The sequence below is a fragment of the Maricaulis sp. CAU 1757 genome (assembly GCF_054482675.1).
This window is the reverse complement of record NZ_JBTLRI010000007.1, coordinates 1-24807: the sequence shown is the minus strand read 5'-3', so window position 1 is coordinate 24807 and position 24807 is coordinate 1. Positions and strand designations below refer to the sequence as shown.

Here is a 24807-nt window from a genome sequence, read left to right as displayed (position 1 = left end):
GCCGCCAGCTTCCGCCAGCACCATCGTGATCGCCGCCGTCAGCGTCGTCTTGCCGTGGTCAACGTGACCAATCGTGCCGATGTTCGCGTGCGGCTTTGTGCGCTCAAACTTTTCCTTCGCCATCGATCTCGCTCCGAATTCGCGTTCTTGTTCTAACTTGCCCGAGGTTCGCCTTAGGCGGACTTGGCAATGACTTCTTGCTCAACCGCTTTGGGCACAGCCTCATAGTGGTCGAATTGCATGGTGAACTGGGCCCGACCCTGAGTGGCCGAACGCAGGTTGTTGACGTAGCCGAACATGTTCGCCAGCGGCACCATCGCGTTCACGACGGTGGCGTTGCCGCGCATTTCCTGCCCGGCGATCTGGCCGCGGCGGGAGTTCAGGTCGCCGATGACCGAACCGGTATACTCGTCCGGCGTCACCACTTCGACCTTCATGATCGGCTCGAGCAGCTTCGGTGCACAATGCGCCTTGGCTTCACGGAAGGCGGCACGGGCCGCGATCTCGAAGGCCAGGACACTGGAGTCCACGTCGTGGTACGCACCGTCGACCAGGGTCGCGTGGACGTCGATCACCGGGAAGCCGGCAATCAGGCCGCCATCCATGACCGACTTGAGGCCCTTCTCGACGCCCGGCACGTATTCGCGCGGCACGTTGCCGCCGACGATCTTGGATTCGAACACGAAGCCCGAACCCGGCTCGCCCGGAGCAAATTCGATCTTGACCCGCGCGAACTGGCCGGAACCGCCCGACTGCTTCTTGTGGGTGTAATCGATGAGGCCGGCCTTGCCGAGCGATTCCCGGTACGCCACCTGCGGCGCGCCGATATTCGCTTCGACCTTGAACTCGCGCTTCATGCGATCGACCAGGATGTCGAGGTGCAGCTCGCCCATGCCGGCAATGATCGTCTGACCGGATTCCTCGTCCGTCTTCATGCGGAAGGACGGATCCTCGGCGGCCAGGCGCTGCAGGGCCACGCCCAGCTTCTCCTGGTCACCCTTGGACTTCGGCTCGATGGCGAGCTCGATGACCGGATCCGGGAATTCCATGCGCTCGAGGATCACCGGATGCGCCGGGTCACACAGCGTGTCACCGGTCGTGGTGTCCTTGAGGCCCGCGATGGCGACGATGTCACCGGCGTAGCATTCCTTGATGTCTTCACGGCTGTTGGAATGCATCAGCAGCATGCGGCCGATACGCTCTTTCTTTTCCTTCACCGTGTTGAGCAGGGAGATGCCCGTCTCGAGGTGACCGGAATACATGCGCGCGAAGGTCAGCGAACCGACGAACGGGTCGTTCATGATCTTGAACGCCAGCAGCGAGGTCGGCTCGTCGTCGCTCGCCTTGCGAACGACTTCTTTCTCGGTCTTGAAGTCGATGCCCTTGATGGCCGGAACCTCGGTCGGGTTCGGCAGGAAATCGACGACGGCGTCAAGCAGAGGCTGGACACCCTTGTTCTTGAACGCCGTGCCACACAGGATCGGGTTGAAGGACAGGTTGATGCAGCCCTTGCGGATCAGCTTCTTGAGAACATCCTCGGACGGCTCTTCGCCTTCCAGGTACGCTTCCATCACGGCCTCGTCCTGCTCCACGGCAGTCTCGACCAGCTTCTCGCGGTACTCGGCAGCCTTGTCGGCAAGCTCGGCGCGGATCTCGCGCACTTCCCAGGTCGCCCCCAGGTTCTCGCCCTGCCAGACCAGCTCTTTCATGGTGAGGAGGTCGATCACGCCTTCGAATTCGGTTTCCGAACCGATCGGCAGCTGAACGCAAAGCGGCGTCGAGCCGAGGCGCTCTTCGATCATTCTCACGCAGTTGTAGAAATCGGCACCCAGCTTGTCCATCTTGTTGACGAACACCATGCGCGGAACCTTGTACCGGTCGGCCTGACGCCAGACAGTCTCGGTCTGCGGCTCGACACCGGCATTGGCATCCAGGCAGCACACGGCACCGTCGAGCACACGCAGCGAACGCTCGACTTCAATCGTGAAGTCGACGTGCCCGGGGGTGTCGATGATGTTCAGGCGCTTCTCGTTCCAGAAACAGGTCGTCGCAGCCGAGGTGATCGTGATGCCACGCTCCTGCTCCTGCTCCATCCAGTCCATGGTGGCGGCACCATCGTGCACTTCACCAATCTTGTGGGACTTGCCGGTGTAATAGAGGATCCGCTCGGTCGTCGTCGTCTTGCCGGCATCAATGTGAGCCATGATGCCGAAGTTGCGGTAGTCCTCGATTTTGTAGTCGCGGGCCATTGTCTGGGTCCTTGGTACGGGCGGTGCCGGTGAGTGGGCTACCAGCGGTAGTGCGAGAAGGCCCGGTTGGCTTCCGCCATCCGGTGGGTGTCTTCACGCTTCTTGACGGCCGTGCCACGGTTGGAGGCAGCATCCATCATTTCAGCAGCGAGACGCTCGCGCATCGTGTTCTCGTTGCGACCCCGGGCCGCGCCGGTCAGCCAGCGAATGGCAAGAGCTTTCTTGCGTTCCTGACGGACTTCGACCGGCACCTGATAGGTGGCACCACCAACACGGCGGGAGCGCACCTCAACTTCAGGGGCAACATTATCCAGGGCATCGTGGAAGACGCGGATAGGCTCGCGCTTCATCTTCTCTTCGACAATGTCGAGAGCGCCATAGACGATCCGCTCGGCGACGGACTTTTTGCCGTCGAGCATGATGTAGTTCATGAATTTCGTGAGATCGCGATCTCCGAACTTCGGGTCCGGATGAATTTCGCGTTTCTCTGCGCGGTGACGACGCGACATGGACGTCTCCCTTACTTAGGACGCTTGGCGCCGTACTTCGAACGGCGTTGCTTACGGTCCTTGACGCCCTGGGTATCCAGAACGCCGCGAAGAATGTGATAGCGGACACCCGGAAGGTCCTTCACGCGGCCACCGCGGATAAGGACTACAGAGTGCTCCTGCAGATTGTGACCCTCACCCGGAATGTAGCTCACAACTTCGTGCCCATTGGTCAGTCGCACTTTGGCAACCTTCCGGAGCGCCGAGTTCGGCTTCTTCGGGGTCGTGGTATAGACTCTCGTGCAAACGCCACGGCGCTGCGGGCAAGCCTGAAGAGCCGGCACTTTGTTGCGCTTCGGCTTGTCTTTTCGCGGCTTGCGAATGAGCTGGTTGATTGTCGGCATCCCGCTCTTATCCGTTCCTGATCTCAACAACCACGCCCCCCAACACCAAGGTGCCGGTGGACGCAAATAACGACGCCGACGCTCGAACCGAAGTTCGCACGGCGGTGTCCGGGCTTTTTTGCGTTACCGTGGACGACGTCTAACCAAGTGGTTACGGCCCGTCCTTCAAACGAGCGCGGAAACTACGCATGCGACTCGGTTCCGTCAAGCGTCCCAGCAGAGTTTTTCTGAGCCACATCCAGCTGCCCTGCATCCATAGAAAAAGGCCGCCGGTGTCCCGACGGCCTTTTCCCTGCCATTACAGGCGGATCGAGCGTTCTGACGCCTAGTTCGACCCGGTGTCTTCGGCCATTTCCTCGGCAGCTGCCTCGGCGATTTCAGCCGGCAGGCCTTCCTCTTCGACGGCAGTCTGGCGTTCGGCCAGCAACTCGGCGTCCAGATCGTCGGCCAGTTGCTGGTACTCGCGCATCATCGAGCCGGTACCGGCGGGAATCAGGCGACCGACAATGACGTTCTCCTTCAGCCCCTCCAGCGTGTCCTCCTTGCCCTGTACGGCAGCTTCGGTGAGCACGCGGGTGGTTTCCTGGAAGGAGGCCGCGGAGATGAAGGAGCGCGTCTGCAGCGAGGCCTTGGTGATACCCAGCAGGACCGGGTCGCCGGTGGCCGGACGCTTCTTGGCCTTCTCCAGGGCCTCGTTGGTCTCGATGAACTCGATCTTGTCGACCTGTTCAGCGGCCAGGTAGCTGCTGTCACCCGGATCCTTGACTTCGACCTTCTGCAGCATCTGCCGGACAATCACTTCGATGTGCTTGTCGTTGATCGGCACGCCCTGCAGTCGGTAGACCTCCTGAATCTCGTTGATCAGGTAGTTGGCCAGCGCCGGGACGCCGAGAATGGCGAGGATGTCATGCGGCGCCGGGTGACCGTCGAGCAGGTATTCGCCCTTCTGGATGTAATCGCCTTCCTGGACCGTCAGGTGCTTGCCCTTGGGCACCAGGTATTCGACCTTTTCCATCTCCTCGTCGTCCGGAACAATCGCGATACGACGCTTGTTCTTGTAGTCACGGCCGAACTCCACCTTGCCGGTGATTTCCGCGATGACCGCGTGGTCCTTCGGACGGCGCGCCTCGAACAGCTCGGCAACACGCGGCAGACCACCGGTGATATCGCGCGTCTTGGCGCCCTCGGTCGGGATACGCGCGACGATGTCGCCCGGACGGACGGTATCGCCGTTGGAGACCGAGAGAATGGCCCCGACCGCCAGCATGTAGCTTGCCGTCGTGCCGTTGGGCAGCTTGATCGGCTCGCCCTGGTCGTCGGCAATGACAATGGTCGGCTGGATGGCATTGGTTTTCGCACCGCCACGCCAGTCGATGACCACCTTCGATGCGATGCCCGTGGCTTCGTCGGTCTCTTCCTTGACCGAGACACCGTCGGTGATGTCGACGAACTTCACCGTACCGCCGACTTCCGACACGATCGGAGCGGTATACGGATCCCATTCGGCCAGGCGCTGACCGCGCTCGACCTTGGAATTGTCCTTGACGCGCAGCTTGGTGCCGTAGCCCAGCTTGTAGGACTCCAGCTCCTTGCCCTCACCGTTGACCACCGTCACCTGCATGTTGCGGCTCATGACGATCAGGTCGCCATCGGCATTGGTCACCGTCGACGGGTTCTTGAAGACGATCTTGCCCTCATGCGTCGCCTCGACGAAGGACTGCTCGGAGACCTGGGCGGTACCACCGATGTGGAAGGTCCGCATGGTCAGCTGGGTGCCCGGCTCGCCGATCGACTGGGCGGCAATCACGCCCACGGCTTCACCGATATTGACCCGCGTGCCGCGTGCCAGGTCGCGACCGTAACAGGTCGCACACACACCGACCCGCGTCTCGCAGGTCAGCGGCGAGCGCGCGAACACGCTCTGAACGCCGGCCTGGTCGATGGCCACGGCCAGATCCTCGTCGACATAGGTGTCGGCGGCACAGATTACTTCGCCGGTCTTGGGGTGCTTGACCTCAGCCGCCGTGGTGCGACCCAGCAGGCGCTGCTCGAGCGAGACGATGATGTCACCACCATCGACGACCGCATCGATCTCGAAGCCCTGCGAAGTGCCGCAATCATGCTCGGTGATGATGCAGTCCTGCGCCACGTCGACGAGACGGCGGGTCAGGTAACCCGAGTTCGCCGTTTTCAGGGCGGTGTCGGCCAGACCCTTACGGGCACCGTGCGTGGAGTTGAAGTATTCAAGGACGGTCAGGCCCTCCTTGAAGTTCGAGATGATCGGCGTCTCGATGATCTCGCCGGACGGTTTGGCCATCAGGCCGCGCATGCCGGCCAGCTGCTTCATCTGGTTCTTCGAACCACGAGCACCCGAGTGGGCCATCATGTAGACCGAGTTGATCTCCGCGGTGCGGCCGTCATCATTGACCTTGCTCTTGGAGATCTCGTCCATCATCGCGTCGGCGACATTGTCGGTACACTTGGCCCAGGCGTCGACGACCTTGTTGTACTTCTCGCCCTTGGTGATCAGGCCATCCACATACTGCTGCTCGTAATCGGCAACCAGGGTGCGGGTTTCGCCGACCAGGTCCGCCTTGGCGTCCGGGATCAGCATGTCGTCCTTGCCGAAGGAAATACCGGCCTTGGCCGCTTCCTTGAAGCCGAGGCCCATGATCTGGTCACAGAAGATCACCGTCGCCTTCTGGCCGCAGTGGCGGTAGACCTGATCGATCAGGCCGCCAATGGCTTTCTTGGTCAGAAGCTCGTTGACCATTTCCGGCTGCATTTTGGCGTGCTTGGGAAGCAGGTCGATGATCATCTTGCGACCCGGCGTGGTGTCGATCACCTTGGTGATCTCGTTGCCGTCGGCATCGATGCCTTCCCAGCGCGCCTTGATCTTGGCATGCAGCGACACGAAGCCGCCTTCCAGCGCCGCTTCGAGCTCCGCACGGCTGCCGAAGGACATGCCCTCGCCCGGCTCCTTGTCGTTTTCGATCGACAGGTAGTAGAGGCCCAGCACGATATCCTGAGACGGCACGATGATCGGCTTGCCATTGGCCGGCGACAGGATGTTGTTGGTCGACATCATCAGCGTGCGCGCTTCCAGCTGGGCTTCCAGCGAGAGCGGCACGTGGACGGCCATCTGGTCACCGTCGAAGTCGGCGTTGAAGGCGGCACAGACCAGCGGGTGCAGCTGGATGGCCTTGCCTTCGATCAGCTTCGGTTCGAACGCCTGGATGCCGAGACGGTGCAGGGTCGGCGCCCGGTTCAGCATGACCGGGTGTTCGCGGATCACCTCGTCGAGCACGTCCCAGACCTCCGGACGCTCTTTCTCGACCAGCTTCTTGGACTGCTTGACCGTGCCGGACAGGCCCTTGGCGTCGAGACGCGCATAGATGAACGGCTTGAACAGCTCGAGCGCCATCTTCTTGGGCAGACCGCACTCGTGCAGCTTGAGGTCCGGACCAACCACGATGACCGAACGGCCGGAATAGTCGACGCGCTTGCCGAGCAGGTTCTGGCGGAAGCGGCCCTGCTTGCCCTTGAGCATGTCGGAGAGCGACTTCAGCGGGCGCTTGTTGGCACCGGTGATGACGCGGCCGCGGCGGCCATTGTCGAACAGGGCGTCGACGGATTCCTGCAGCATCCGCTTTTCGTTGCGGATGATGATGTCCGGCGCGCGCAGCTCGATGAGACGCTTGAGGCGGTTGTTGCGGTTGATGACGCGGCGATACAGGTCATTCAGGTCCGAGGTCGCGAAGCGGCCGCCATCCAGCGGCACCAGCGGACGCAGTTCCGGCGGAATGACCGGGATGACGGTCATGATCATCCACTCCGGGCGGTTGCCCGAGGCGATGAAGTTTTCCATCAGTTTGAGACGTTTGGCGTACTTCTTGAGCTTGAGCTCGGACCCGGTCTCCTTCATGTCGTCCCGAACTTTCTGGCACTCGGTCTCGAGGTCCATATTGATCAGGATTTCACGCACGGCCTCGGCACCGATGCCGGCGGTGAAGGCGTCTTCGCCATACTCGTCCTGCGCTTCCATATACTCTTCTTCGGAGAGCAGCTGGAACGGCTGGAGCGGTGTCAGGCCCGGCTCGATGACGACGTAGTTCTCGAAGTAGAGAACCCGCTCGACGTCCTTCAGCGCCATGTCGAGGATCATGGCGATCCGCGACGGCAGGGATTTCAGGAACCAGATGTGGGCGACCGGAGCGGCCAGCTCGATATGGCCCATGCGCTCGCGGCGGACGCGGGCCAGGGTCACTTCAACGCCGCACTTCTCGCAGACGATGCCCTTGTACTTGATGCGCTTGTACTTGCCGCACAGGCACTCATAGTCCTTCACCGGACCGAAGATGCGGGCGCAGAAGAGACCATCACGCTCCGGCTTGAAGGTCCGGTAGTTGATCGTCTCGGGCTTCTTCACCTCACCGAAGGACCAGGAGAGGATTTTCTCCGGGCTGGCCAGTGCAATCCGGATCCGGTCGAAGGACGGGCCTTCCGCGGCCGGATTGAAGATGTTCATGACATCATGGTTCATGTGCCGTCTCCCAAAAGGGGTAGGCGGGACGGAGGGGCGATCCGTCCCGCAAAATAAACTGCAGCCTTAGCCGTTCTTCAGTTCGACGTTGAGGCCGAGCGAGCGCATTTCCTTCACGAGCACGTTGAAGCTCTCCGGAATGCCGGCCTCGAAGGTGTCGTCACCGCGGACAATGGCCTCGTAGACCTTGGTCCGGCCGGCCACGTCATCCGACTTCACCGTCAGCATTTCCTGCAGCGAGTAGGCCGCGCCGTAGGCTTCCAGGGCCCACACTTCCATTTCGCCGAAACGCTGGCCACCGAACTGCGCCTTGCCGCCCAGCGGCTGCTGGGTCACGAGGCTGTACGGGCCGATGGAACGGGCGTGGATCTTGTCGTCGACCAGGTGGTGCAGCTTGAGCAGATGCTTGACGCCGACCGTGACCTTGCGCCGGAACGGCTCACCGGTCTGACCGTCATACAGCGTCACCTGACCGGACGGGTCGAAGCCCGCCAGCTCAAGCATCTCGGCCACATCCGGCTCGCGGGCACCGTCAAAGACCGGGGTCGCGATCGGCACGCCATTGGCCAGGTTACGACCCAGCTCGGCGATGTCCGCATCGGTTTCCGGCAGCTCGCCATCGCCATAGACGCGGACGAGCTCTTTCTTCAGTGCGTCGACGGAGCCGTCGCGCTTGTAGGCCTCATAAGCCTCGCCGATCTGCTTGCCGAGACCGCGGCAGGCCCAACCGAGGTGGGTCTCCAGGATCTGTCCGACATTCATGCGCGACGGCACGCCGAGCGGGTTGAGGACGATGTCGACCGCCTCCCCGTTTTCCAGGAACGGCATGTCCTCGATCGGGTTGATCTTGGAGATGACACCCTTGTTGCCGTGACGGCCGGCCATCTTGTCGCCCGGCTGGAGCTTGCGCTTCACAGCCACGAACACCTTGACCATCTTCATCACGCCCGGCGGCATTTCGTCACCGCGCTGGAGCTTGTCGACCTTGTCCTCGAAACGACGGTCGAGACGCGCCTTGCTGTCGTCGTACTGCTTTTGCAGCGCTTCGACTTCGGCCATCGCCTTCTCGTCGTCCAGACCGATGCGCCACCACTGCGAGCGCGGAGTCTCATCGAGCAGTTCTTCGGTCACGGCACCCTTGGGGAAGCCGCGCGGACCGGAGACAGCCTTCTTGCCGACCAGCAGGTCGTGCAGGCGCTGGTAGATGTTGCGCTCGAGAATGGCGAGCTCGTCATCACGGTCCATGCCGAGGCGTTCGATCTCCTCGCGTTCGATGGAAATCGCCCGCTCATCCTTGTCGACACCGTGACGATTGAAGACGCGGACTTCGACAACCGTGCCGGTAGCACCGGACGGCATGCGCAGCGAGGTGTCACGGACATCCGATGCCTTTTCACCGAAGATGGCGCGCAGGAGTTTCTCCTCCGGCGTCATCGGGCTTTCGCCCTTCGGCGTCACCTTGCCGACCAGGATGTCACCGGCGGCGACTTCAGCGCCAACGGCCACGATGCCGGCCTCGTCGAGATTGCGCAGGGCCTCTTCGCCGACATTGGGAATGTCGCGCGTGATTTCCTCAGGGCCCAGCTTGGTGTCGCGGGCCGCGATCTCGAATTCTTCCAGGTGGATCGAGGTGAACACGTCGTCCCGGACGATCCGCTCGGAGATCAGGATGGAGTCCTCGAAGTTGTAGCCGTTCCACGGCATGAAGGCGACGACGACGTTCCGGCCGAGGGCCAGTTCACCGAGGTCCGTCGAGGGGCCGTCGGCAATGATGTCGCCACCCTTGACCTCGTCACCCACGCGCACGATCGGGCGCTGGTTGATACAGGTCGACTGGTTGGACCGCTGGAACTTGGACAGGCGGTAGATGTCGACGCCCGACTTGGCGGCATCGAGATTCTCCGTCGCCCGGATGACGATACGGGTCGCATCGACCTGCTCGATCACACCGGCCCGGCGGGCCGTGATGGCAGCGCCGGAATCACGGGCCACGACACCTTCCATGCCGGTGCCGACGAGCGGCGCTTCCGCCTTCACGAGCGGCACGGCCTGGCGTTGCATGTTCGAGCCCATGAGGGCGCGGTTGGCGTCGTCGTTTTCCAGGAACGGAATCAGCGCCGCGGCAACCGAAACCACCTGCTTCGGCGACACGTCGATGTATTCCACGTCCTCACGCGGCACCAGCGTCACTTCACCGCCGATGCGGCAGTTGACGAACTCGTTGTCGAGCGTGCCGTCCTCGTTGACGTGGGCATTGGCCTGGGCAATCGCGTAGCGGCTCTCCTGCATGGCCGAGAGGTATTCCACCTCCTCGGTCAGCTTGCCGTCCACGACCTTGCGGTACGGGCTCTCAATGAAGCCGTACTTGTTGACGCGGGCATAGGTCGAAAGCGAGTTGATCAGACCGATATTCGGGCCTTCCGGCGTTTCGATCGGGCAGATCCGGCCGTAGTGGGTCGGGTGCACGTCGCGCACTTCGAAGCCGGCGCGCTCGCGGGTCAGGCCGCCCGGGCCAAGCGCCGACAGGCGACGCTTGTGGGTGACTTCCGAGAGCGGGTTGGTCTGGTCCATGAACTGCGACAGCTGCGAGGAGCCGAAGAATTCGCGAACCGCGGCGGCCGCCGGCTTGGCGTTGACCAGGTCGTGCGGCATCACGGTCTCGATATCGACCGAGCTCATGCGCTCCTTGATGGCGCGCTCCATGCGCAGCAGACCGATGCGGTACTGGTTTTCCATCAGTTCGCCGACCGAACGCACCCGGCGATTGCCGAGATTGTCGATGTCGTCGATCTCACCGCGACCGTCGCGCAGGTCGACCAGGGTCTTGAGGACGGCCAGGATGTCTTCCTTGCGCAGCGTGCGCACATCGTCCTCGGCATCGAGGTCGAGGCGCATGTTCATCTTGACCCGGCCAACGGCCGACAGGTCGTAGCGCTCGGGATCGAAGAACAGGCCCTGGAACATCGCTTCCGCGGTTTCCGGCGTCGGCGGCTCACCCGGGCGCATGACGCGGTAGATGTCCACCAGCGCCTGCTCACGGCTGTCATTCTTGTCCGCAGCGAGGGTGGCGCGGATGTAGGGACCGATGCCGACAGCCGGATCGATGTCGAGAAGATTGAGCTTCTTGACGCCGGTTTCCTTCAGCGTCTCGAGGATCTCCTCGGTCAGCTCGTCGCCGGCCTCGGCAAAGATCTCGCCGGTTTCGACATTGACCATGTCCTCGGCCAGGTAGCCGCTGAGCAGGTGCTCATCGGACACCAGGAGGGCGGTGATGCCGTCCTCGGCGAACTTGTTGGCGGCACGGGCGGAGATCTTCTTGCCGGCCGGGGCGATGATATCGCCCGTCTTGGCATCGACCAGGTCGCGCACGGGCTTCACGCCGCGCCAGCGTTCCTTGACGTAGGGGACCGTCCAACCCTTCTTTGTGCCCTTGTATTCGACCGTGTTGTAGAAGGTGGAGAGGATCTCCTCCTTGTCCAGGCCGAGCGCATACAGCAGCGTCGTCGCGGGCAGCTTGCGGCGACGGTCGAGGCGCATATGAACCACGTCCTTGGCGTCGAACTCGAAGTCCAGCCAGGAACCGCGATAGGGAATGATGCGGGCGGCAAACAGGTATTTGCCCGAGGCGTGCGTCTTGCCCCTGTCATGGTCGAAGAAGACGCCCGGCGAACGGTGCATCTGCGAAACGATGACGCGCTCCGTGCCGTTGACGACAAAGGTACCCTTGTCGGTCATCAGCGGGATGTCGCCCATATAGACGTCCTGCTCCTTGATGTCCTTGACGGACCGGGCACCGGTCTCCTCGTCGACATCAAACACGATCAGTCGCATTTTCACCTTGAGCGGCGCGGCATACGTCATGTCGCGCTGCTGGCATTCCTCAACGTCGAACTTCGGCGGCTCGAATTCGTAGGACACGAAATCGAGCACAGCCCGCTCGGCGAAATCCTTGACCGGGAAAACCGACTTGAAGACGGCTTGCATTCCGGTGTCGCCCCGCTCGCTGGACGGCACTTCCTTCATCAGGAAATGCTCGTAGGAGCTCTTCTGAACTTCGATGAGATTCGGCATCGCAACCGTTTCCGGAATACGTCCGAAAGACTTGCGAATCCGCTTTTTGCCGGTGAACGACAGACCCATGTCGGCTCCCTTCGCAGACGCCTCTGCGCATTTGATGCGGGGCAGGCCCCCGCGCCGCCGTTCCATGTGGCCGGGACCAAGGTCCTGACCGGATCTGCTGCTACGCCCGGAACGGCAGGGGCGAAGCCGCGAAACTCAGAAGACGGGCTAACGGACGCGCAGGATCACCCCGCGCGCCCGCAGCACCGTCTGATATCACGCCGAAGCGTGATTATTTCAGCTCGACCGAAGCGCCAGCGGCTTCCAGCTTGGCCTTGAGCTCTTCAGCTTCGGCCTTGGGAGCGGCTTCTTTGACCGCCTTCGGTGCACCTTCGACCAGGTCCTTGGCTTCTTTCAGGCCAAGACCGGTGATGGCACGGACTTCCTTGATGACGTTGATCTTCTTTTCGCCAGCCGAAACCAGGACGACGTCGAATTCGTCCTTTTCTTCAGCAGCAGCACCGCCGGCGTCGCCGCCAGCCGGGCCAGCGACTGCAACAGCAGCTGCGGCCTTGATGCCTTTTTCTTCCAGAAGATCGTTCAGTTCCTTGGCTTCAAGGATGGTGAGCGCGAGAAGTTCGTCGCAGAGTTTAGCTACATCAGCCATTTGTTCAATTCCTTGTCGATAGTCGTTGTGTCAGTTCGTTGTGCGGAGAATGACGTTATGCGTCGGCTTTTTCGCGGATGACGTCGATCGCACCGGCCAGGCCCTGACCCGGCGCCATGAGACGCTGGGCGACCTGCGAACCCTGACCGAGGAGACGGGCAGAGATCGTCGCGATGAGCTCTTCACGCGACGGCATCTTGGACAGGGCGTCGATACCGCTGGCATCGAACACGTCCTCTTCCATGAAGCCGCCGAGAATGACGAGCTTGTCATTCGACTTGGCGTACTCGACCAGCACCTTCGGCGCCGCCACAAAGTCTTCCGAGTAAGCGATGGCTACTGGACCCTTGAAGTAGTCAGCAGCACCCTCACCCGGCTTGCCTTGCAGAGCGATTTTGGCGAGGCGGTTACGCACCACCTTGAACGTGCCACCAAGCTCGCGGAGCTTGGCACGCAGGTCCGTCATTTCCGCAACGGTCATGCCCGAATACTGGGCCATCACCACGGATCCGGCTTCCGAGAAGACGCCGTTCAGCTCTTCTACGGTCGCTTCTTTTTGATTGCGATCCATTGCGGACTCCCTGTTTGAACCACCCACCGCGGGTGGCTCGGTGAAAACGCCGCGATGTCACGCCTCCAGGTGGAAGCAATCGACCGTGACGCACCTGTCCCAGGGCTCGAACCGACCGACCACCAGAGGGTCAAATCGATCTCGCTCTGTCTAACACAGGGCCCGGAATGGATTAAGGCGAAGCCCGAAGGCTTCACCCCCTGTGGTCTCGGACAGGCCGGTCAGCCATCGCAAAACACGCGATGAAGGACCGGATCAGCCCGGCGCCATAACGGCAGCCGGGCCGAAACTCAAGTCTTTTACGCCGAAACAGCTTCCGACGTGTCGACCTTCACGCCCGGCCCCATCGTGGAGCTGAGCGAAATGCGGCGCACAAAGGTACCCTTGGCGCCCGACGGCTTGGCCTTGACGATGGCGTCCAGCAGCGCATGGACGTTCTCGCTCAGCTGCTTCTCGGTGAAGCTCGCCTTGCCGACGCCGGCGTGCACGATTCCGGCCTTCTCGACGCGGAATTCAACGGCACCGCCCTTGGAGTTCTCGACAGCCTTGGTCACGTCCATGGTCACCGTACCCACCTTCGGGTTCGGCATCATGCCGCGCGGGCCGAGGATCTTACCGAGACGGCCGACGATCGGCATCATGTCCGGGGTCGCGATGACCTTGTCGAAATTGATGTTGCCGCCCTGGATCTGCTCCATCAGGTCTTCGGCACCGACCACGTCGGCACCGGCCTTCTTGGCCTCTTCAGCCTTCGGGCCCTTGGCAAAGACGGCGACGCGCACCGAGCGGCCCGTGCCGTTCGGCAGGGCGCAGACGCCACGCACCATCTGGTCGGCGTGCCGCGGGTCGACACCGAGATTGATCGAGATTTCGACGGTCTCGTCGAACTTCGCCTTGGCATTGGCTTTCACCTTCGCAACGGCATCCTCGATCGTGTGAAGCTTTTCGCGGTCGATGGTCTCGCGAGCAGCAGCAAGACGTTTTCCGATATTCGCCATGATCCTACTCCGTGACCTCGAGACCCATGGAACGGGCGGAACCGGCGATGATTTTGGTCGCCTGGTCCAGATCGTTCGCGTTCAGGTCCTTGAACTTCGCTTCGGCGATCTCGCGGCACTGGGCCAGCGAGACCTTGCCGGCGACCGTCTGACCCGGGGCCGTGGAGCCCTTGGACAGCTTGGCGGCCTTCTTCAGGTAGAAGCTGGCCGGCGGCGTCGCGGTTTCAAAGGTGAAGGACTTGTCCGAGAAGACGGTGATGGTCGTCGGGATCGGCATCCCTTTTTCCATCTCCTGGGTCTTCGCATTGAAGGCCTTGCAGAATTCCATGATGTTCACGCCGCGCTGACCCAGGGCCGGGCCGATCGGCGGGGACGGGTTAGCTGCGCCGGCAGGCACTTGCAGCTTGATGTAACCGGCAATTTTCTTCGCCATGTTCCCACTCCGTTACGAGGACGCGCCCATCGCGACCTCAGGGGTTTGCGGTCCGGCTCGGCATGGACTTGCTGCCGTCGCCTCCCGCACTGCTACACTCAGGCCGTCTTTTCGACCTGGGCGTATTCGAGCTCGACCGGGGTAGCCCGGCCGAAAATGTTGATCGCCACCTTGAGGCGGCCATTCTCGTCGTCGACTTCCTCGACGACGCCATTGAAGCTAGCGAAGTGACCGTCGATGACATTGACGGTCTCGCCGATCTCGTAGGAGACGGTCGGGCGCGGACGGTCCGCATCCTCTTCCATCTGGCCCAGGATCCGCTTCACTTCATTCTCGGTCACCGGCAACGGCTTCTTGCCGGAACCGAGGAAACCGGTGACTTTCGGGGTCGAGGTCACAAGGTGATAGGCTTGGTCCGTCATGACCATTTTGACCAGGACGTAACCCGGGAAATACTTGCGCTCGGCGTTGATCTTGCGGCCCTTGCGGACCTCCACGACTTCCTCGGTCGGCACCAGGATTTCCTCGAAGCTGTCTTCCAGCCCCTGGATCCTGGCTTCGGTGCGGATTGCCTCAGCGACCTTCTTCTCGAAGTTCGAATAGGCATGCACGATATACCACTTGGCAGACATACAGCCTCCTCTTAAGCGCCGAGCGACAGCAGGAACCGGATCACCCAGTTCAACAGGCTATCGACCCCCCAGAAGAACAACATCGCAAGCGTGGCGAGAATCAGCACGAGGATCGTCGACACGATCAACTCCTGCCGACCGGTCCACGTGACCTTGCGCGCCTCCTGGCGAACCTGTGCCAGATATTGCAGCGGCCCTGCCTTCTTCTTCTTCGGCGCGGGAGCCGCGGCCTTGGCCGGGGTCGCTGTCTTGTTCTTCGCGTTGCGCGTCATTGACGTCCATCTGGCCCGAGCGGGCCCCAATTACAATGGCACCGCCCGGGCGATGCCTGATTCTGTCCGTGCGGCATGGCAGGGGCGGAGGGACTCGAACCCCCGACCCTCGGTTTTGGAGACCGATGCTCTACCAACTGAGCTACACCCCTAAAGCCGCGCGCGAAATAGCACGGTGGCAGGACCACCGCTACATCCGGAGCGCAGGTGTCTACACTGCAAGCGCCGGGATGAAAACCGGTAAAACGCAGGGCGGCCTGGCAACCAGCCGTCGGCTGCCGCCTAAGCCTGCTTGCTGGCCCGTATAATCCACGCCGATGGCAGCCCGTCAGCCTCCAGATGGAAGGCCTCCACAGCCTCCATCACGGCACCATGGGTCGCCAGTTCCTGCCGGCATGCCTCAAGGTCATCCTGGCTCATCGATGCTTGCAGCATGGACCTCATGCGCGCCTGATAGGCCACCAGGTCGCGCTCCTGCCCGTCAAGCCAGCGCTCGAGGTCAGCTGCGGCGTAATTCTGCCATGACTGCTCCACGCGGCGCAGGTCAGACAACAGGCGTTCGACATGATCCCGGGCTGCGCCAGGCTCGGCCATGCTCAGCTTGTTTGCCAGCCCCGCCGACGCCTCACCGACATGTCGCGCAACCTTGGTCACGGCTTGCGGCGCGCATTTTCCGGCCTGCCGCTTCGCCAGCAGTACGAGATAACGGCGGAAGTGGGCAAGCAAGCGCGATGCAGCGACGGCATCGAGCAAACGCAGATTGGCACTGCATTCCACCGCGATGCCGCCGTGGGCATGGTGAGCCAGAACCCGCATCTGCCCGCCCGGCGCCAACACGCGGGCGGCCTCGGCAAAGGCCGCGAGGCCTGCATACTCGATCCCGAACTGGCTCACCAGCACGTCAACGCCGCCATCAGGCAAGGGCAGCGCCTTGGCATCGCTGACCAGGCCGTCAACCGTTTCAAGGCCCAATCGCTGCCGGCTATCCGCCACCGCTGCGGGCGATATGTCCGCGATCTTCAGATCCAGCTGGCACCCGGCCGCCGCGGCGCGCGCCATCAGCCGCTCAGCAACCACGCCCGCTCCGCATGCCGCGTCGAGGGCCCGCACGTGGTTGCGGGATGCCAGGACCGAATCAAGCTCGCGGTCCCAGAAGGCCGTCAGGCCTGCCGAACTCGCCTCTCCGCGCACCGCATGATCGCCGCCCTCGCCGCGCCAGTAGGCATCCCAGGCGACCCTGTCACCGGCCCCTGGCCCCAATCGCTTGGCCTGCATCACCTCACCCCCAAAGAAACTTTGCCCCAAACATTCTTGCAAAGAAAAAGGGCGGACCGAAGCCCGCCCTTTCCCCATTCGACAGTAGCTGTCGATTAGAAGCGCATGGTGCCGCCAACGAACAGGCGACGGCCGAGCGTTTCGTACGTGGCCGGCCAGGTGTTGGCCTGCTCCGAAGCGGTCGAACCGATCGTCGGGACGTCGACATCCGTGACGTTCGTGACACCGATGGTGGCAGCGAAAGTCTCGTTGATGTCGTAGGAGAACGTCACGTCGAAGTAGTTCTTGGCTTCGATGTCGTCCGACAGGTCGGAAACAAATCCGAGGGTCGTCGGGTCGGCATCGAGAGCACCAATGTGACGCCAGCGCAGCGAGGTCGTGAACGGACCCGTGTACCAGGACGTCTGCATGGAGTGCTTGTACTCCGGCGTAGGCTCGCCGCAGTCCAGGCCGTACAGGCCGGCACACTCGATGACCGGCGAAGCGGCCGACGTCGTGAAGTCAGACGCCATCACGTAACCACCGTAGTAGGTGATCGCGATGTCGCCCGGCAGGCCGATGACGTCAGCGCCGAAGCCATAGTCGATCCGCAGGTCAACACCTTCGGTTTCCAGCGTGGCAACGTTGATCGAGGCCAGGTTCGGCAGGAAGCCGTTGGCACCCATCTCACCGGTGGCCGGGTTACGCGACTGGTTGGCGTACAGCACGTCACAGGACGCCTGGATGCCCGAGCGGTGACACTCGTTCAGCAGGGTCTGCAGCGGAACCGTCGAAATCGCGTCTTCGATCGAGATGTTGTAGTAGTCCAGCTGGATCGTCAGACCTTCGATCGCGCTCGGCTCGATGACCGCACCGATGGTGAAGGTGTCGGCCGTCTCGGCGTCGAGATCCGGGTTACCACCGAACAGGGCTTCCATCTGGGCATTGCCCTGGAACGGAGCGCCCACCTGACCGGCCGGCACACCGCCAGCGATACAGGAGTTCACGTCCACACCGCTGTCGAAGCCACCGTTGGAACCGCCCGAGCACGGGTCAGCTGCACCCGGGAAGCCGTTGGTGAACGGCGAGAACAGGTCACCGACGTTCGGAGCACGCACGGCGCGGTTGAAGTTACCACGCAGACGGATCTGCTCGTCGATCTGCCAGGCCAGGCCAACAGCGAAGGTCTCGGTCTGACCGACGGTGTTGTACTCCGAAGCACGGAACGCACCGTTGAAGGTCAGGCTTTCGATCATCTGCTTGCCGGTGATGAGCGGAACTTCGATCTCGCCGAAGATCTCGTAGACGTCGACGACGCCTGCGACCGGAAGCGAGGAGTTGAAGCCACGGACATCCGGGCCGAGCACGGAGTCAGGGATCGATTCGAACTCGGTCTCACGGTATTCGACACCCAGGACCAGGGCCGGGGCGTAGTCAGCCGTCGGCAGCTGGAGGAAGGGCAGCTCACCCATGACCGTACCGACCGTCTGGAACAGCTCGACATTGTCGATCTGGGCGCCGGTGCGGGAGATGGACTCCGCGCCTTCAGCCGAGATCGAGTTCGGGCCGTTGAAGATGTCGACGTACGGGACCGAGCAACCGCTGGCGATGGCCGTCGGGCCACCGTCACACAGGACGCCAGCCTGCAGGGCCGAGACGGACAGGTTGCCCGACTGGATCTGCGAGATCGACGAACGCGAGTAGTTCGAGAACACGTCGTAGGACCAGTTTTCGTTCAGGTCGCCACGGGCGCCGAAGACCAGCTGGAAGGAGCTCGTGTCACGCAGCGAGTTCCGGGTGCCCAGCTCCTGGTAACGGCGGGAGGTACGGATCGTCGCCGTGCCGTCGCCATTGTTGGAGGCCGGGTCGTTCGTCATCAGGTCACGAAGCAGGCTCGGCAGGGTCGGGTTGTCGAGGTTGACCGTCAGGGTCACACCGGCCGGCGTCGGGGCCAGCTGGCTGTCAACGACGTTGTTGGCGTAAACGCCACGGCCGTACAGCTCGAGGTGCTCGTTCACGTCATAGGTCGCGAAGGCCGAGAAGTTGTAGCGCTCTTGCGGCAGCTGCAGGTAGTTGGCCGGAGCGTAGTTGTAGGTGTCGTTCGGCGAACCGAAGCGCATCGGCTGGATGTTGCTGCCGGTGTTGAAGAAACCGGAGCAGATGTTGTTTGCGCAGTTCGGGTCGGCGGCAACGATGGCACCACCGAAGGCGCCGAAGTTCGACGACGTGGCACCGCGGAAGCGGGTGCCCGGAATGTTGGACGAACCACCGAGGATGAAGCCGTCAGCGGCATTGCCCGGGCCCGGATCCCACAGGGTCAGCGACGAGAAGTCGCGATCGCCCTGGAACACGGCCTGGCGGTTGGTGTAGCCCATCGACACGACAGCGTTACCGCGGCCATCGTCGAAATTGCCACCCATGGTGATGGAGACGTTGGTGATGTCGCCGTCCAGGTCACCCAGCGAGGTTTCCTGCGAGAAGTTGACTTCAACGCCTTCGAAGTCGTCCTTCAGGATGAAGTTGACAACACCGGCAACAGCGTCCGAACCGTAAACGGCCGAAGCACCACCGGTCACGATGTCGACGGACTCGACAAGCGCGGACGGGATGTTGTTGAGGTCGACCACCTGGTTCTGGCCGGCGCCGACGAAGCGCATGCCGTCGACGAGGACGAGCGTACGGGTCGTGCCCAGGCCGCGAAGCGACACGGTGGCAGTACCGTTACCCGGGTTGTTCGAGGTGGCGTCAAACGCCGGAACGACCTGCGGCAGGGTGTTGATGAAATCTTCGGTGTTGACCGTGTTCACGACAGCGAGCTGCTCGGCCGACACATTGGTGATCGGGCTCGGCGCAACGGTGTCGGTACGCTGAATGCGCGAACCGGTAACAACGACGACGTCGTCGTCTTGGGCCATTGCCGGCGCTGCAGTTGCAGCCATACCGCCAATGAGCGTGCTCGCCATCAGGCAAGCCTTCATGGAAGTCGGTCTCACTCTAAATCCCTCCGAGTAAGTTTGTAATGGGAAACAGGCCACACCCCCTCAGAAGGCGTTGCGGCCGATCCCCCGCTCAGCGGAGCACACGATTCCCCGCCTTATTTGCAAAGTACCCATGCGTATTAGGAAGGGTCAATGAGCCCGCACGCCCCTGCTCCCGCAAACGGGCTCATTTGCGCCGCAGTGTGACAGATTTGCTGCAGACCTATCGCACTTCACCACTATCACAGGTGTTTGCGCCACTTTTTCCCCTGTCGGGAGGGTTGCAAAGCGGCACCAACCCGCAAGTTGATCCGCTCAGCTGGAACCGCTCAGCCCGGCAGCAGGTCAAATGGCGCCGTGACCCGAACCGTGTCGGCCTCGAATGGCTCGACGCCATGCCACATGTAGGACGGAAACAGGATCACCGCTCCGGCTTCGGGTTTGATGTACCGCTCCGCCGGCAGGTCGAGGCCGGCAATACCCGGTGCGCCCAGGCGCAGCCAGCCGGCCTTCTCGCCTGTCAGGACGCTGTCGGGCACCTCGACGTAGTAACTGGCACTGATCCAGCCGGCCGGGTGAATGTGGTCGACATGCCCGCCTCCCGAGCGCAGCCGCACCGACCAGGCACCGGCCAGCTCGAGCTTGCCCGTACGCCGCCGCAGGAAGGGGTGTTCCGGGTCTTGCGGCAATCCGTCAACGAATTGCCCCGCCGTGTCCAGCAGCGCCTTTGCGAGCGCCTGGATCACCGGGTCATCGCTGTTCCACAAGCGCCCCGGCGACTGGGTTCCGCCATACAAGGTCTGCTCGACCGGCTGGGCCTCGGTCGCGTGCAGCCGGGCGATCCGTTGACCCAGCTCGGCATTGAACGCGTCAAGGCTGGCGAAGCCCGGCGGCACGTCGATGAACCGCTTGCAGGTGAGCCGGTCATAATCGTAGACCCGGCCGTAGCGGGCATCGCCCGCGCACCGCCAGGCCGTCGCCTGCAGGGCCACGTGCTTCTGCAGGTGCTCCGGCGGCGCCTCGCCTTCCAGCAGATCCAGCGCCTCCCCGGTGAGGTCGGCCGCGAGCAGGCGTTCTGCGAGGGCATGCCGCACTGCAAAGTCGTCCCCCCGCGTCAGCTCGACCGCGCGGCGCAGGTCTTCAAGCCCCTCTTTGCCAGCCCGCAACTCGCCGCGCAGCGCCAGCGCCTCGGCATGCTGCGGCGCCATCGCCAATGCCGCCTCGACCGCTAACACCGCTGCGGGCGCTTCGCCCGTGCGCCGCAAATGCCGCGCCCGGACCAGCCAGAGTTCGGGATCAGGCTGGCGTGCGAGAACGGCATCGAGCACCGTCAGCGCCGCATCGCCCTGCCCCATCTCCCAGACAAGCCCGGCGAGGTCGCGGTGCAGATCAGCCCGCGCCGGAGCCAGCCCTATGGCGTCCTGATAGGCCTGGCGAGCCTCGGTTGTACGATTGAGCGTGCGCAGGGTGTGCGCGCGCTGGGCATGGGCCTCGGCAAGCCGCGGCGCCAGCCGGCAGGCCGCGTCGGCATCCGCCAGCGCCGCTTCTGCCTGCCCCAGCTCGCGCAGCAATGCCGTGCGATGCAGGCGGGCCGCGACCTGGCCGGGCGCGGACTTCAGGGCCCGCTCCAAAAGCTCCAGGGCGGCCGCATGATCGCCCGCCGATCGCTTCAGCACAGCCAGCGCCGTCAGGGCTCCGGCATGGCCGGGCTGAGCCGCCAGCACCTGCTCGTGACAGCCCATCGCCGCATGGGCCTCACCCGCCTGACCGAGGCAAAGCCCCAGATTATAGCGCGCGTCGACAAATTCGGGTGCCTGCTCCAGCGCCGCTTCATAGGCCTGCCGGGCCGCGCCGAGATCGCCGTGCCGGCGATGCAGATTGCCGGTATTGTTGAGCACGGCATGCGGTTGAGCATGGCGCTTCAGGGCGGCTTCCATGTCGGCCAGCGCCGCCGCATGCTGCCCCAGCCGCCCGCGCGCCATGCCCCGTAATTGCAGCGCCTCCGGATCATCCGGGCGGGTCGCCAGCCAGTCATCGAGCAATCCGATTGCCGCCTCGGCCCGGCCTTGCTGAAGCAGCCCAGCCGCCTGCTGCAGGGCGGCGCTCATGACACCGCGTCTCCGGTCCGCCCGGTCAGGCGACGTCCCAGCCGCGACCAGAATCCGCCCGCCTCCTCGGTGTCCTGTTCGGACGATGCATTACCCAGCCAGGCCCCGGTTTCCGGATCGACCGGATAGCGCCGGATCGCCTCGGCCAATGGCGCCAGCTGGTCCGCATAGGCACTCGTCGAGTCCAGATGCTTGGGCGATGGCGGCTTGCGTACCTGCACGGCGCTGAACGTCATCACCGCGCGGTCCGTTTCCGGCTTGTAGAATTCCAGGCAGCGCCGGCTCCAAGACATGCGTGCGCGCGCCATGACGTAGCGCAGCCGGCCCTCGAAATCCTGCACCAGCTCCTCGTACTGCAGCGGTGTCACCGTGTCCGGCATGACCCGGGCCCAATGGTCCCCGAGCCGCGCCTGCTGGGCGTAATAGTGGGCAATGTCCTCCAGATCATGGGCAAACGGCCACATGCGCGAGAAATTACGCCGGAAGATCGAGAAGCCTGTCTCCAACGGCTTGCGTCGGATGTGGATGATCGGCGCTTCCGGAAATAATCGCCGGATCAGGCCGACAGCAAGAAAGTTGGACGGCTGCTTGTCGGTGACATAGCGCGCCCCGGCCATCGGCGTGTCGCGGTATTGCTGACGGTAGCGTTGGCGCCAGGCATCGAGTTTGGCTTCGGGAATCTCGCCGCCCTGCCAGCCCGTTTGCTCGGCCCAGCGCATGAAGTCCTCGAAAATCACGATCATGGCCGACAATTCGCCGCCGGCCACCGCCTCCTCGTGCGCCGCCATCGCCGCTTCCAGCAGCGTCGTGCCGGAGCGCGGCATGCCAACGATGAAGACCGGAACCGGCTGGCCCGGGCGCGGTGCGGCGCGCTCAGGTCCCGGCCCGTCAAAGACTTCCATCAACCAGTCGGTGCGCCCTTCCTGGCGAGCCCGGTCATAGGCCGAGACCGGCTGGCCGGTGTGCTGCAGCATCTTGGTCCGGTTGGCCCGGCTCCAGGCCTCGAAGGCCTCCGCGCGCTGCTTGCGCCCGTGGTGGGCGTCGCCGAGGGCGAACAGGCCGATGGCCAGACGGTCCACGGCCTGTCCCGGCTTCTCCGTCTCTTGCGCCAGGCGCGCCAGCTCGGCATCGCTCAACTGGCCGCCGGACACCTCGCACAGCTGCCCGTAGGCCTCGAAATGCCCCGGATCGATTTCCAGCGTACGCCGACACGCCGCTGCCGCGTCCTCGATCCGGCCCATGAAGGTGTGGATCCGCGCCAGTCCGAAACTTGCCTCGGCACAATTGACATCCAACCCCATCGCCTTGCTGAAAGCCGCTTCCGCAGCGCCCAGGTCGCGCGCGCCCAGCATCAGCCGGCCATAGGCGGCCCAATGCTCCGCATTGCCGCTGTCGGCCTCGAGCACCGGACGGAACACGTCCGCCGCCGGCCGATAATATCCCGTCTGGCTGAGCGCCAGGGCGACCGCCGAGCGCGCCTCCATGTCGTTGGGAGCCCGCTTGAGCCACGCCTCCGCATGCCGCCGCAACGCCTCCCAGTCGCCGGCCTGGCGATCCAGCCCGGCGCGCAGGCGCAGCACGTCGATATGCCCGGCCAGCCCCGCCGCCTCCGCCAGCCCGAGGGCTTCTGCGGCGCCCGCCAGATCGCCCGTCTCGACGCGGGCCGCTGCAAGTCTCAGGGCCACGCCAGCGCGCGCCGGATGCTCCGGCTCGGCCTTCAGGGCCTCGGCAAAGGCCGCCGCGGAGGTCGCAAAATCGTCCGCGCGCCCAGCCAGGTCGCCATAACGCCCCCAGGTATCGAACCGGTGCGGTCCGGCTTCACTGGCCCGCCGCGCCGCCGCCAGCGCCTGCTCGGCATCGCCCCCGGCTTCATGCTGGATCGAACGGTAGAGGTGCAGCGAGGCGTGGTCCGGTGCCACCGCCTCGGCCTTGTCGAGCCAGGCGCGCCCGGCCGCCATGTCGCCGCTTTCAATGGCACACACGCCCAGCAGGCTCAGCGCCTCGGCATCGTCGGGGCGCTCGGCCAACACGGCTTGGCAGAGCTGTCGCGCCGCCTCGAAATCATCCGCCAGGCGAGCCTGCGCGGCTTCGGCCAGGCGCGGATCGGCGCTCATGACTGCCCCGGGATCGCGTCATCCCGAAACCAGCCGGTGATCTGGTAGCGACCGGCCCCGGCAAAAGGCGAGACGGCGCTGACCGCGTGCACCCGGCGGCCGTCGAAGATCGACAACTGGTTGAAACGCGGCAGAAAGGCGCGCTCGATGTCCATCTCGTCGTCGAGCAGCATGAGCAAGCCCCCCCAATCGGGTTGCCAGCCGCGCGTGAAGCCGAGCGTGTAGGCTGCGCGCCGCTCCTGGTCATGGCCTTCATCGACATGCCGGGTAAGGAAATTGCCCCGCGAGTAGAGTGTCGCCTGGGCGTCCGCCTTGGTCAGCCCGTCAACGCCGATCACCCGGCCGCCGAACTCCAGGAAGTCCGGCGAATTGAGGAATTCCGTCAGGTAGTGCACCGGGTGACCCTGGTCCCAGCCCGACGTGTAGGCCTGGATCATCGGATAGGCGTGATAGAGATAGCCGTAATTCTTCTGCGCCCGCTCCATCACCGCCTGCAGGCGCTGGGCCAGCCCGTGGCGCCCCAGGGCAGCGATCTCGGACTGGGTGAGCTGGACCACGCGTTCGCCGCCGGGCGCCGCCGGGTCGGCTTCGGGGAACACCATGCGCCAGGAGATGGCGCCCTGCAGGATGCGCTCGATCTCTGTCGCCAGTTCCGGCTCGAACACGTCCGGGATGCGCACCAGCTTGTCGCGCCGGTAGATGTCCGCCCATTTGTCCGGCTCCAGGGCCGGATTCAAACGCAATTCCATGACTGTCACTTTGGTCCCGCTGCCCACCTCGCCTGCGAGTGGTAACGGCGGTCCGGAAACAAGTCCAGACAATGGCCTGCCACCCGCCAATGCGGTCCGGCGGACACAAAAAAGCGGCGCGCCCGGTGGGGCACGCCGCTTCTTCTTGTCATCGGATCGGTCGGGTTTACTCGACGATCTTGGAGACGACGCCGGCGCCGACGGTGCGGCCACCTTCACGGATAGCGAAGCGCAGCTTCTCTTCCATGGCGATCGGCACGATCAGCTCGACATTCATTTCCACATTGT

At 63.6% G+C, this 24807-nt stretch carries 18 protein-coding genes and 1 tRNA gene; all 19 read right to left on the bottom strand.

The annotated features are described in order from the left end of the window. A partial coding sequence (locus tag ACXYMR_RS13890; RefSeq protein ID WP_458943503.1) for a GTP-binding protein occupies window positions 1–123 on the bottom strand: 123 nt, incomplete at its 3' end. 50 nt (window positions 124–173) lie between these two features. Further along, complete coding sequence (gene fusA, locus ACXYMR_RS13885; protein ID WP_458943502.1) at window positions 174–2249, bottom strand: elongation factor G; 2076 nt, start codon at window positions 2247–2249, stop codon at window positions 174–176. A gap of 38 nt (window positions 2250–2287) precedes the next feature. Further along, complete coding sequence (gene rpsG, locus ACXYMR_RS13880) at window positions 2288–2758, bottom strand: 30S ribosomal protein S7 (RefSeq protein ID WP_458943501.1); 471 nt, start codon at window positions 2756–2758, stop codon at window positions 2288–2290. A gap of 11 nt (window positions 2759–2769) precedes the next feature. Continuing rightward, window positions 2770–3141: a 30S ribosomal protein S12 gene (gene rpsL / locus ACXYMR_RS13875; protein WP_011643738.1), complete on the bottom strand. Its 372-nt coding sequence runs from the start codon at window positions 3139–3141 to the stop codon at window positions 2770–2772. Window positions 3142–3466: 325 nt separating this feature from the next. Further along, a complete protein-coding gene (rpoC, locus tag ACXYMR_RS13870) occupies window positions 3467–7684 on the bottom strand; it encodes a DNA-directed RNA polymerase subunit beta' (RefSeq protein WP_458943500.1) in 4218 nt (1405 codons plus the stop codon). Window positions 7685–7750: 66 nt separating this feature from the next. Further along, on the bottom strand, window positions 7751–11824 hold the full coding sequence (gene rpoB, locus ACXYMR_RS13865) for a DNA-directed RNA polymerase subunit beta (protein WP_458943499.1): 4074 nt from the start codon (window positions 11822–11824) through the stop codon (window positions 7751–7753). Between the two features lie 211 nt (window positions 11825–12035). Continuing rightward, window positions 12036–12410, bottom strand: a complete 375-nt coding sequence (rplL, locus tag ACXYMR_RS13860) for a 50S ribosomal protein L7/L12 (RefSeq protein ID WP_458943498.1) — start codon at window positions 12408–12410, stop codon at window positions 12036–12038. 55 nt (window positions 12411–12465) lie between these two features. Beyond that, complete coding sequence (rplJ, locus tag ACXYMR_RS13855; protein WP_458943496.1) at window positions 12466–12981, bottom strand: 50S ribosomal protein L10; 516 nt, start codon at window positions 12979–12981, stop codon at window positions 12466–12468. A 299-nt stretch (window positions 12982–13280) separates the two neighbouring features. After that, a complete protein-coding gene (gene rplA, locus ACXYMR_RS13850) occupies window positions 13281–13979 on the bottom strand; it encodes a 50S ribosomal protein L1 (RefSeq protein WP_458943495.1) in 699 nt (232 codons plus the stop codon). 4 nt (window positions 13980–13983) lie between these two features. Further along, entirely contained in the window at window positions 13984–14412 is a 429-nt protein-coding gene (gene rplK, locus ACXYMR_RS13845) for a 50S ribosomal protein L11 (protein WP_458943494.1), read from the bottom strand. Window positions 14413–14510: 98 nt separating this feature from the next. Next, window positions 14511–15044 carry a transcription termination/antitermination protein NusG gene (gene nusG / locus ACXYMR_RS13840; protein ID WP_458943493.1) on the bottom strand — a complete coding sequence of 178 codons (534 nt, stop codon included), beginning with the start codon at window positions 15042–15044 and terminating at the stop codon, window positions 14511–14513. Window positions 15045–15055: 11 nt separating this feature from the next. Beyond that, window positions 15056–15316, bottom strand: coding sequence for a preprotein translocase subunit SecE (gene secE, locus ACXYMR_RS13835; RefSeq protein WP_458943492.1), 261 nt, complete (start codon window positions 15314–15316; stop codon window positions 15056–15058). Between the two features lie 76 nt (window positions 15317–15392). Further along, window positions 15393–15468: transfer RNA gene (locus ACXYMR_RS13830), tRNA-Trp, on the bottom strand. Window positions 15469–15598: 130 nt separating this feature from the next. Then, window positions 15599–16591 carry a class I SAM-dependent methyltransferase gene (locus ACXYMR_RS13825; RefSeq protein WP_458943491.1) on the bottom strand — a complete coding sequence of 331 codons (993 nt, stop codon included), beginning with the start codon at window positions 16589–16591 and terminating at the stop codon, window positions 15599–15601. A gap of 95 nt (window positions 16592–16686) precedes the next feature. Continuing rightward, window positions 16687–19533, bottom strand: a complete 2847-nt coding sequence (locus ACXYMR_RS13820) for a TonB-dependent receptor domain-containing protein (protein ID WP_458943490.1) — start codon at window positions 19531–19533, stop codon at window positions 16687–16689. A gap of 344 nt (window positions 19534–19877) precedes the next feature. Continuing rightward, window positions 19878–21656 carry a putative 2OG-Fe(II) oxygenase gene (locus ACXYMR_RS13815; protein WP_458943489.1) on the bottom strand — a complete coding sequence of 593 codons (1779 nt, stop codon included), beginning with the start codon at window positions 21654–21656 and terminating at the stop codon, window positions 19878–19880. Beyond that, a complete protein-coding gene (locus ACXYMR_RS13810; RefSeq protein ID WP_458943488.1) occupies window positions 21653–23770 on the bottom strand; it encodes a tetratricopeptide repeat-containing sulfotransferase family protein in 2118 nt (705 codons plus the stop codon). Before ACXYMR_RS13810 ends, ACXYMR_RS13815 begins: the two co-directional genes overlap by 4 nt. Further along, window positions 23767–24519 (bottom strand): 2OG-Fe(II) oxygenase, encoded by a 753-nt coding sequence (locus ACXYMR_RS13805; RefSeq protein WP_458943487.1) that lies wholly within the window; start codon window positions 24517–24519, stop codon window positions 23767–23769. Before ACXYMR_RS13805 ends, ACXYMR_RS13810 begins: the two co-directional genes overlap by 4 nt. A gap of 166 nt (window positions 24520–24685) precedes the next feature. Further along, the coding region (locus ACXYMR_RS13800) for an EF-Tu C-terminal domain-related protein (protein WP_458943457.1) at window positions 24686–24807 on the bottom strand (122 nt) is incomplete at its 5' end.

Excerpts from the sequence above, each read along its gene's own strand:
- fusA (WP_458943502.1), bottom strand. The coding sequence starts at position 2,249 with ATGGCCCGCGACTACAAAATCGAGGACTACCGCAACTTCGGCATCATG.
- rpsG (WP_458943501.1), bottom strand. The coding sequence starts at position 2,758 with ATGTCGCGTCGTCACCGCGCAGAGAAACGCGAAATTCATCCGGACCCG.
- rpsL (WP_011643738.1), bottom strand. The coding sequence starts at position 3,141 with ATGCCGACAATCAACCAGCTCATTCGCAAGCCGCGAAAAGACAAGCCG.
- rpoC (WP_458943500.1), bottom strand. The coding sequence starts at position 7,684 with ATGAACCATGATGTCATGAACATCTTCAATCCGGCCGCGGAAGGCCCG.
- rpoB (WP_458943499.1), bottom strand. The coding sequence starts at position 11,824 with ATGGGTCTGTCGTTCACCGGCAAAAAGCGGATTCGCAAGTCTTTCGGA.
- rplL (WP_458943498.1), bottom strand. The coding sequence starts at position 12,410 with ATGGCTGATGTAGCTAAACTCTGCGACGAACTTCTCGCGCTCACCATC.
- rplJ (WP_458943496.1), bottom strand. The coding sequence starts at position 12,981 with ATGGATCGCAATCAAAAAGAAGCGACCGTAGAAGAGCTGAACGGCGTC.
- rplA (WP_458943495.1), bottom strand. The coding sequence starts at position 13,979 with ATGGCGAATATCGGAAAACGTCTTGCTGCTGCTCGCGAGACCATCGAC.
- rplK (WP_458943494.1), bottom strand. The coding sequence starts at position 14,412 with ATGGCGAAGAAAATTGCCGGTTACATCAAGCTGCAAGTGCCTGCCGGC.
- nusG (WP_458943493.1), bottom strand. The coding sequence starts at position 15,044 with ATGTCTGCCAAGTGGTATATCGTGCATGCCTATTCGAACTTCGAGAAG.
- secE (WP_458943492.1), bottom strand. The coding sequence starts at position 15,316 with ATGACGCGCAACGCGAAGAACAAGACAGCGACCCCGGCCAAGGCCGCG.
- ACXYMR_RS13825 (WP_458943491.1), bottom strand. The coding sequence starts at position 16,591 with ATGCAGGCCAAGCGATTGGGGCCAGGGGCCGGTGACAGGGTCGCCTGG.
- ACXYMR_RS13820 (WP_458943490.1), bottom strand. The coding sequence starts at position 19,533 with ATGGCGAGCACGCTCATTGGCGGTATGGCTGCAACTGCAGCGCCGGCA.
- ACXYMR_RS13815 (WP_458943489.1), bottom strand. The coding sequence starts at position 21,656 with ATGAGCGCCGCCCTGCAGCAGGCGGCTGGGCTGCTTCAGCAAGGCCGG.
- ACXYMR_RS13810 (WP_458943488.1), bottom strand. The coding sequence starts at position 23,770 with ATGAGCGCCGATCCGCGCCTGGCCGAAGCCGCGCAGGCTCGCCTGGCG.
- ACXYMR_RS13805 (WP_458943487.1), bottom strand. The coding sequence starts at position 24,519 with ATGGAATTGCGTTTGAATCCGGCCCTGGAGCCGGACAAATGGGCGGAC.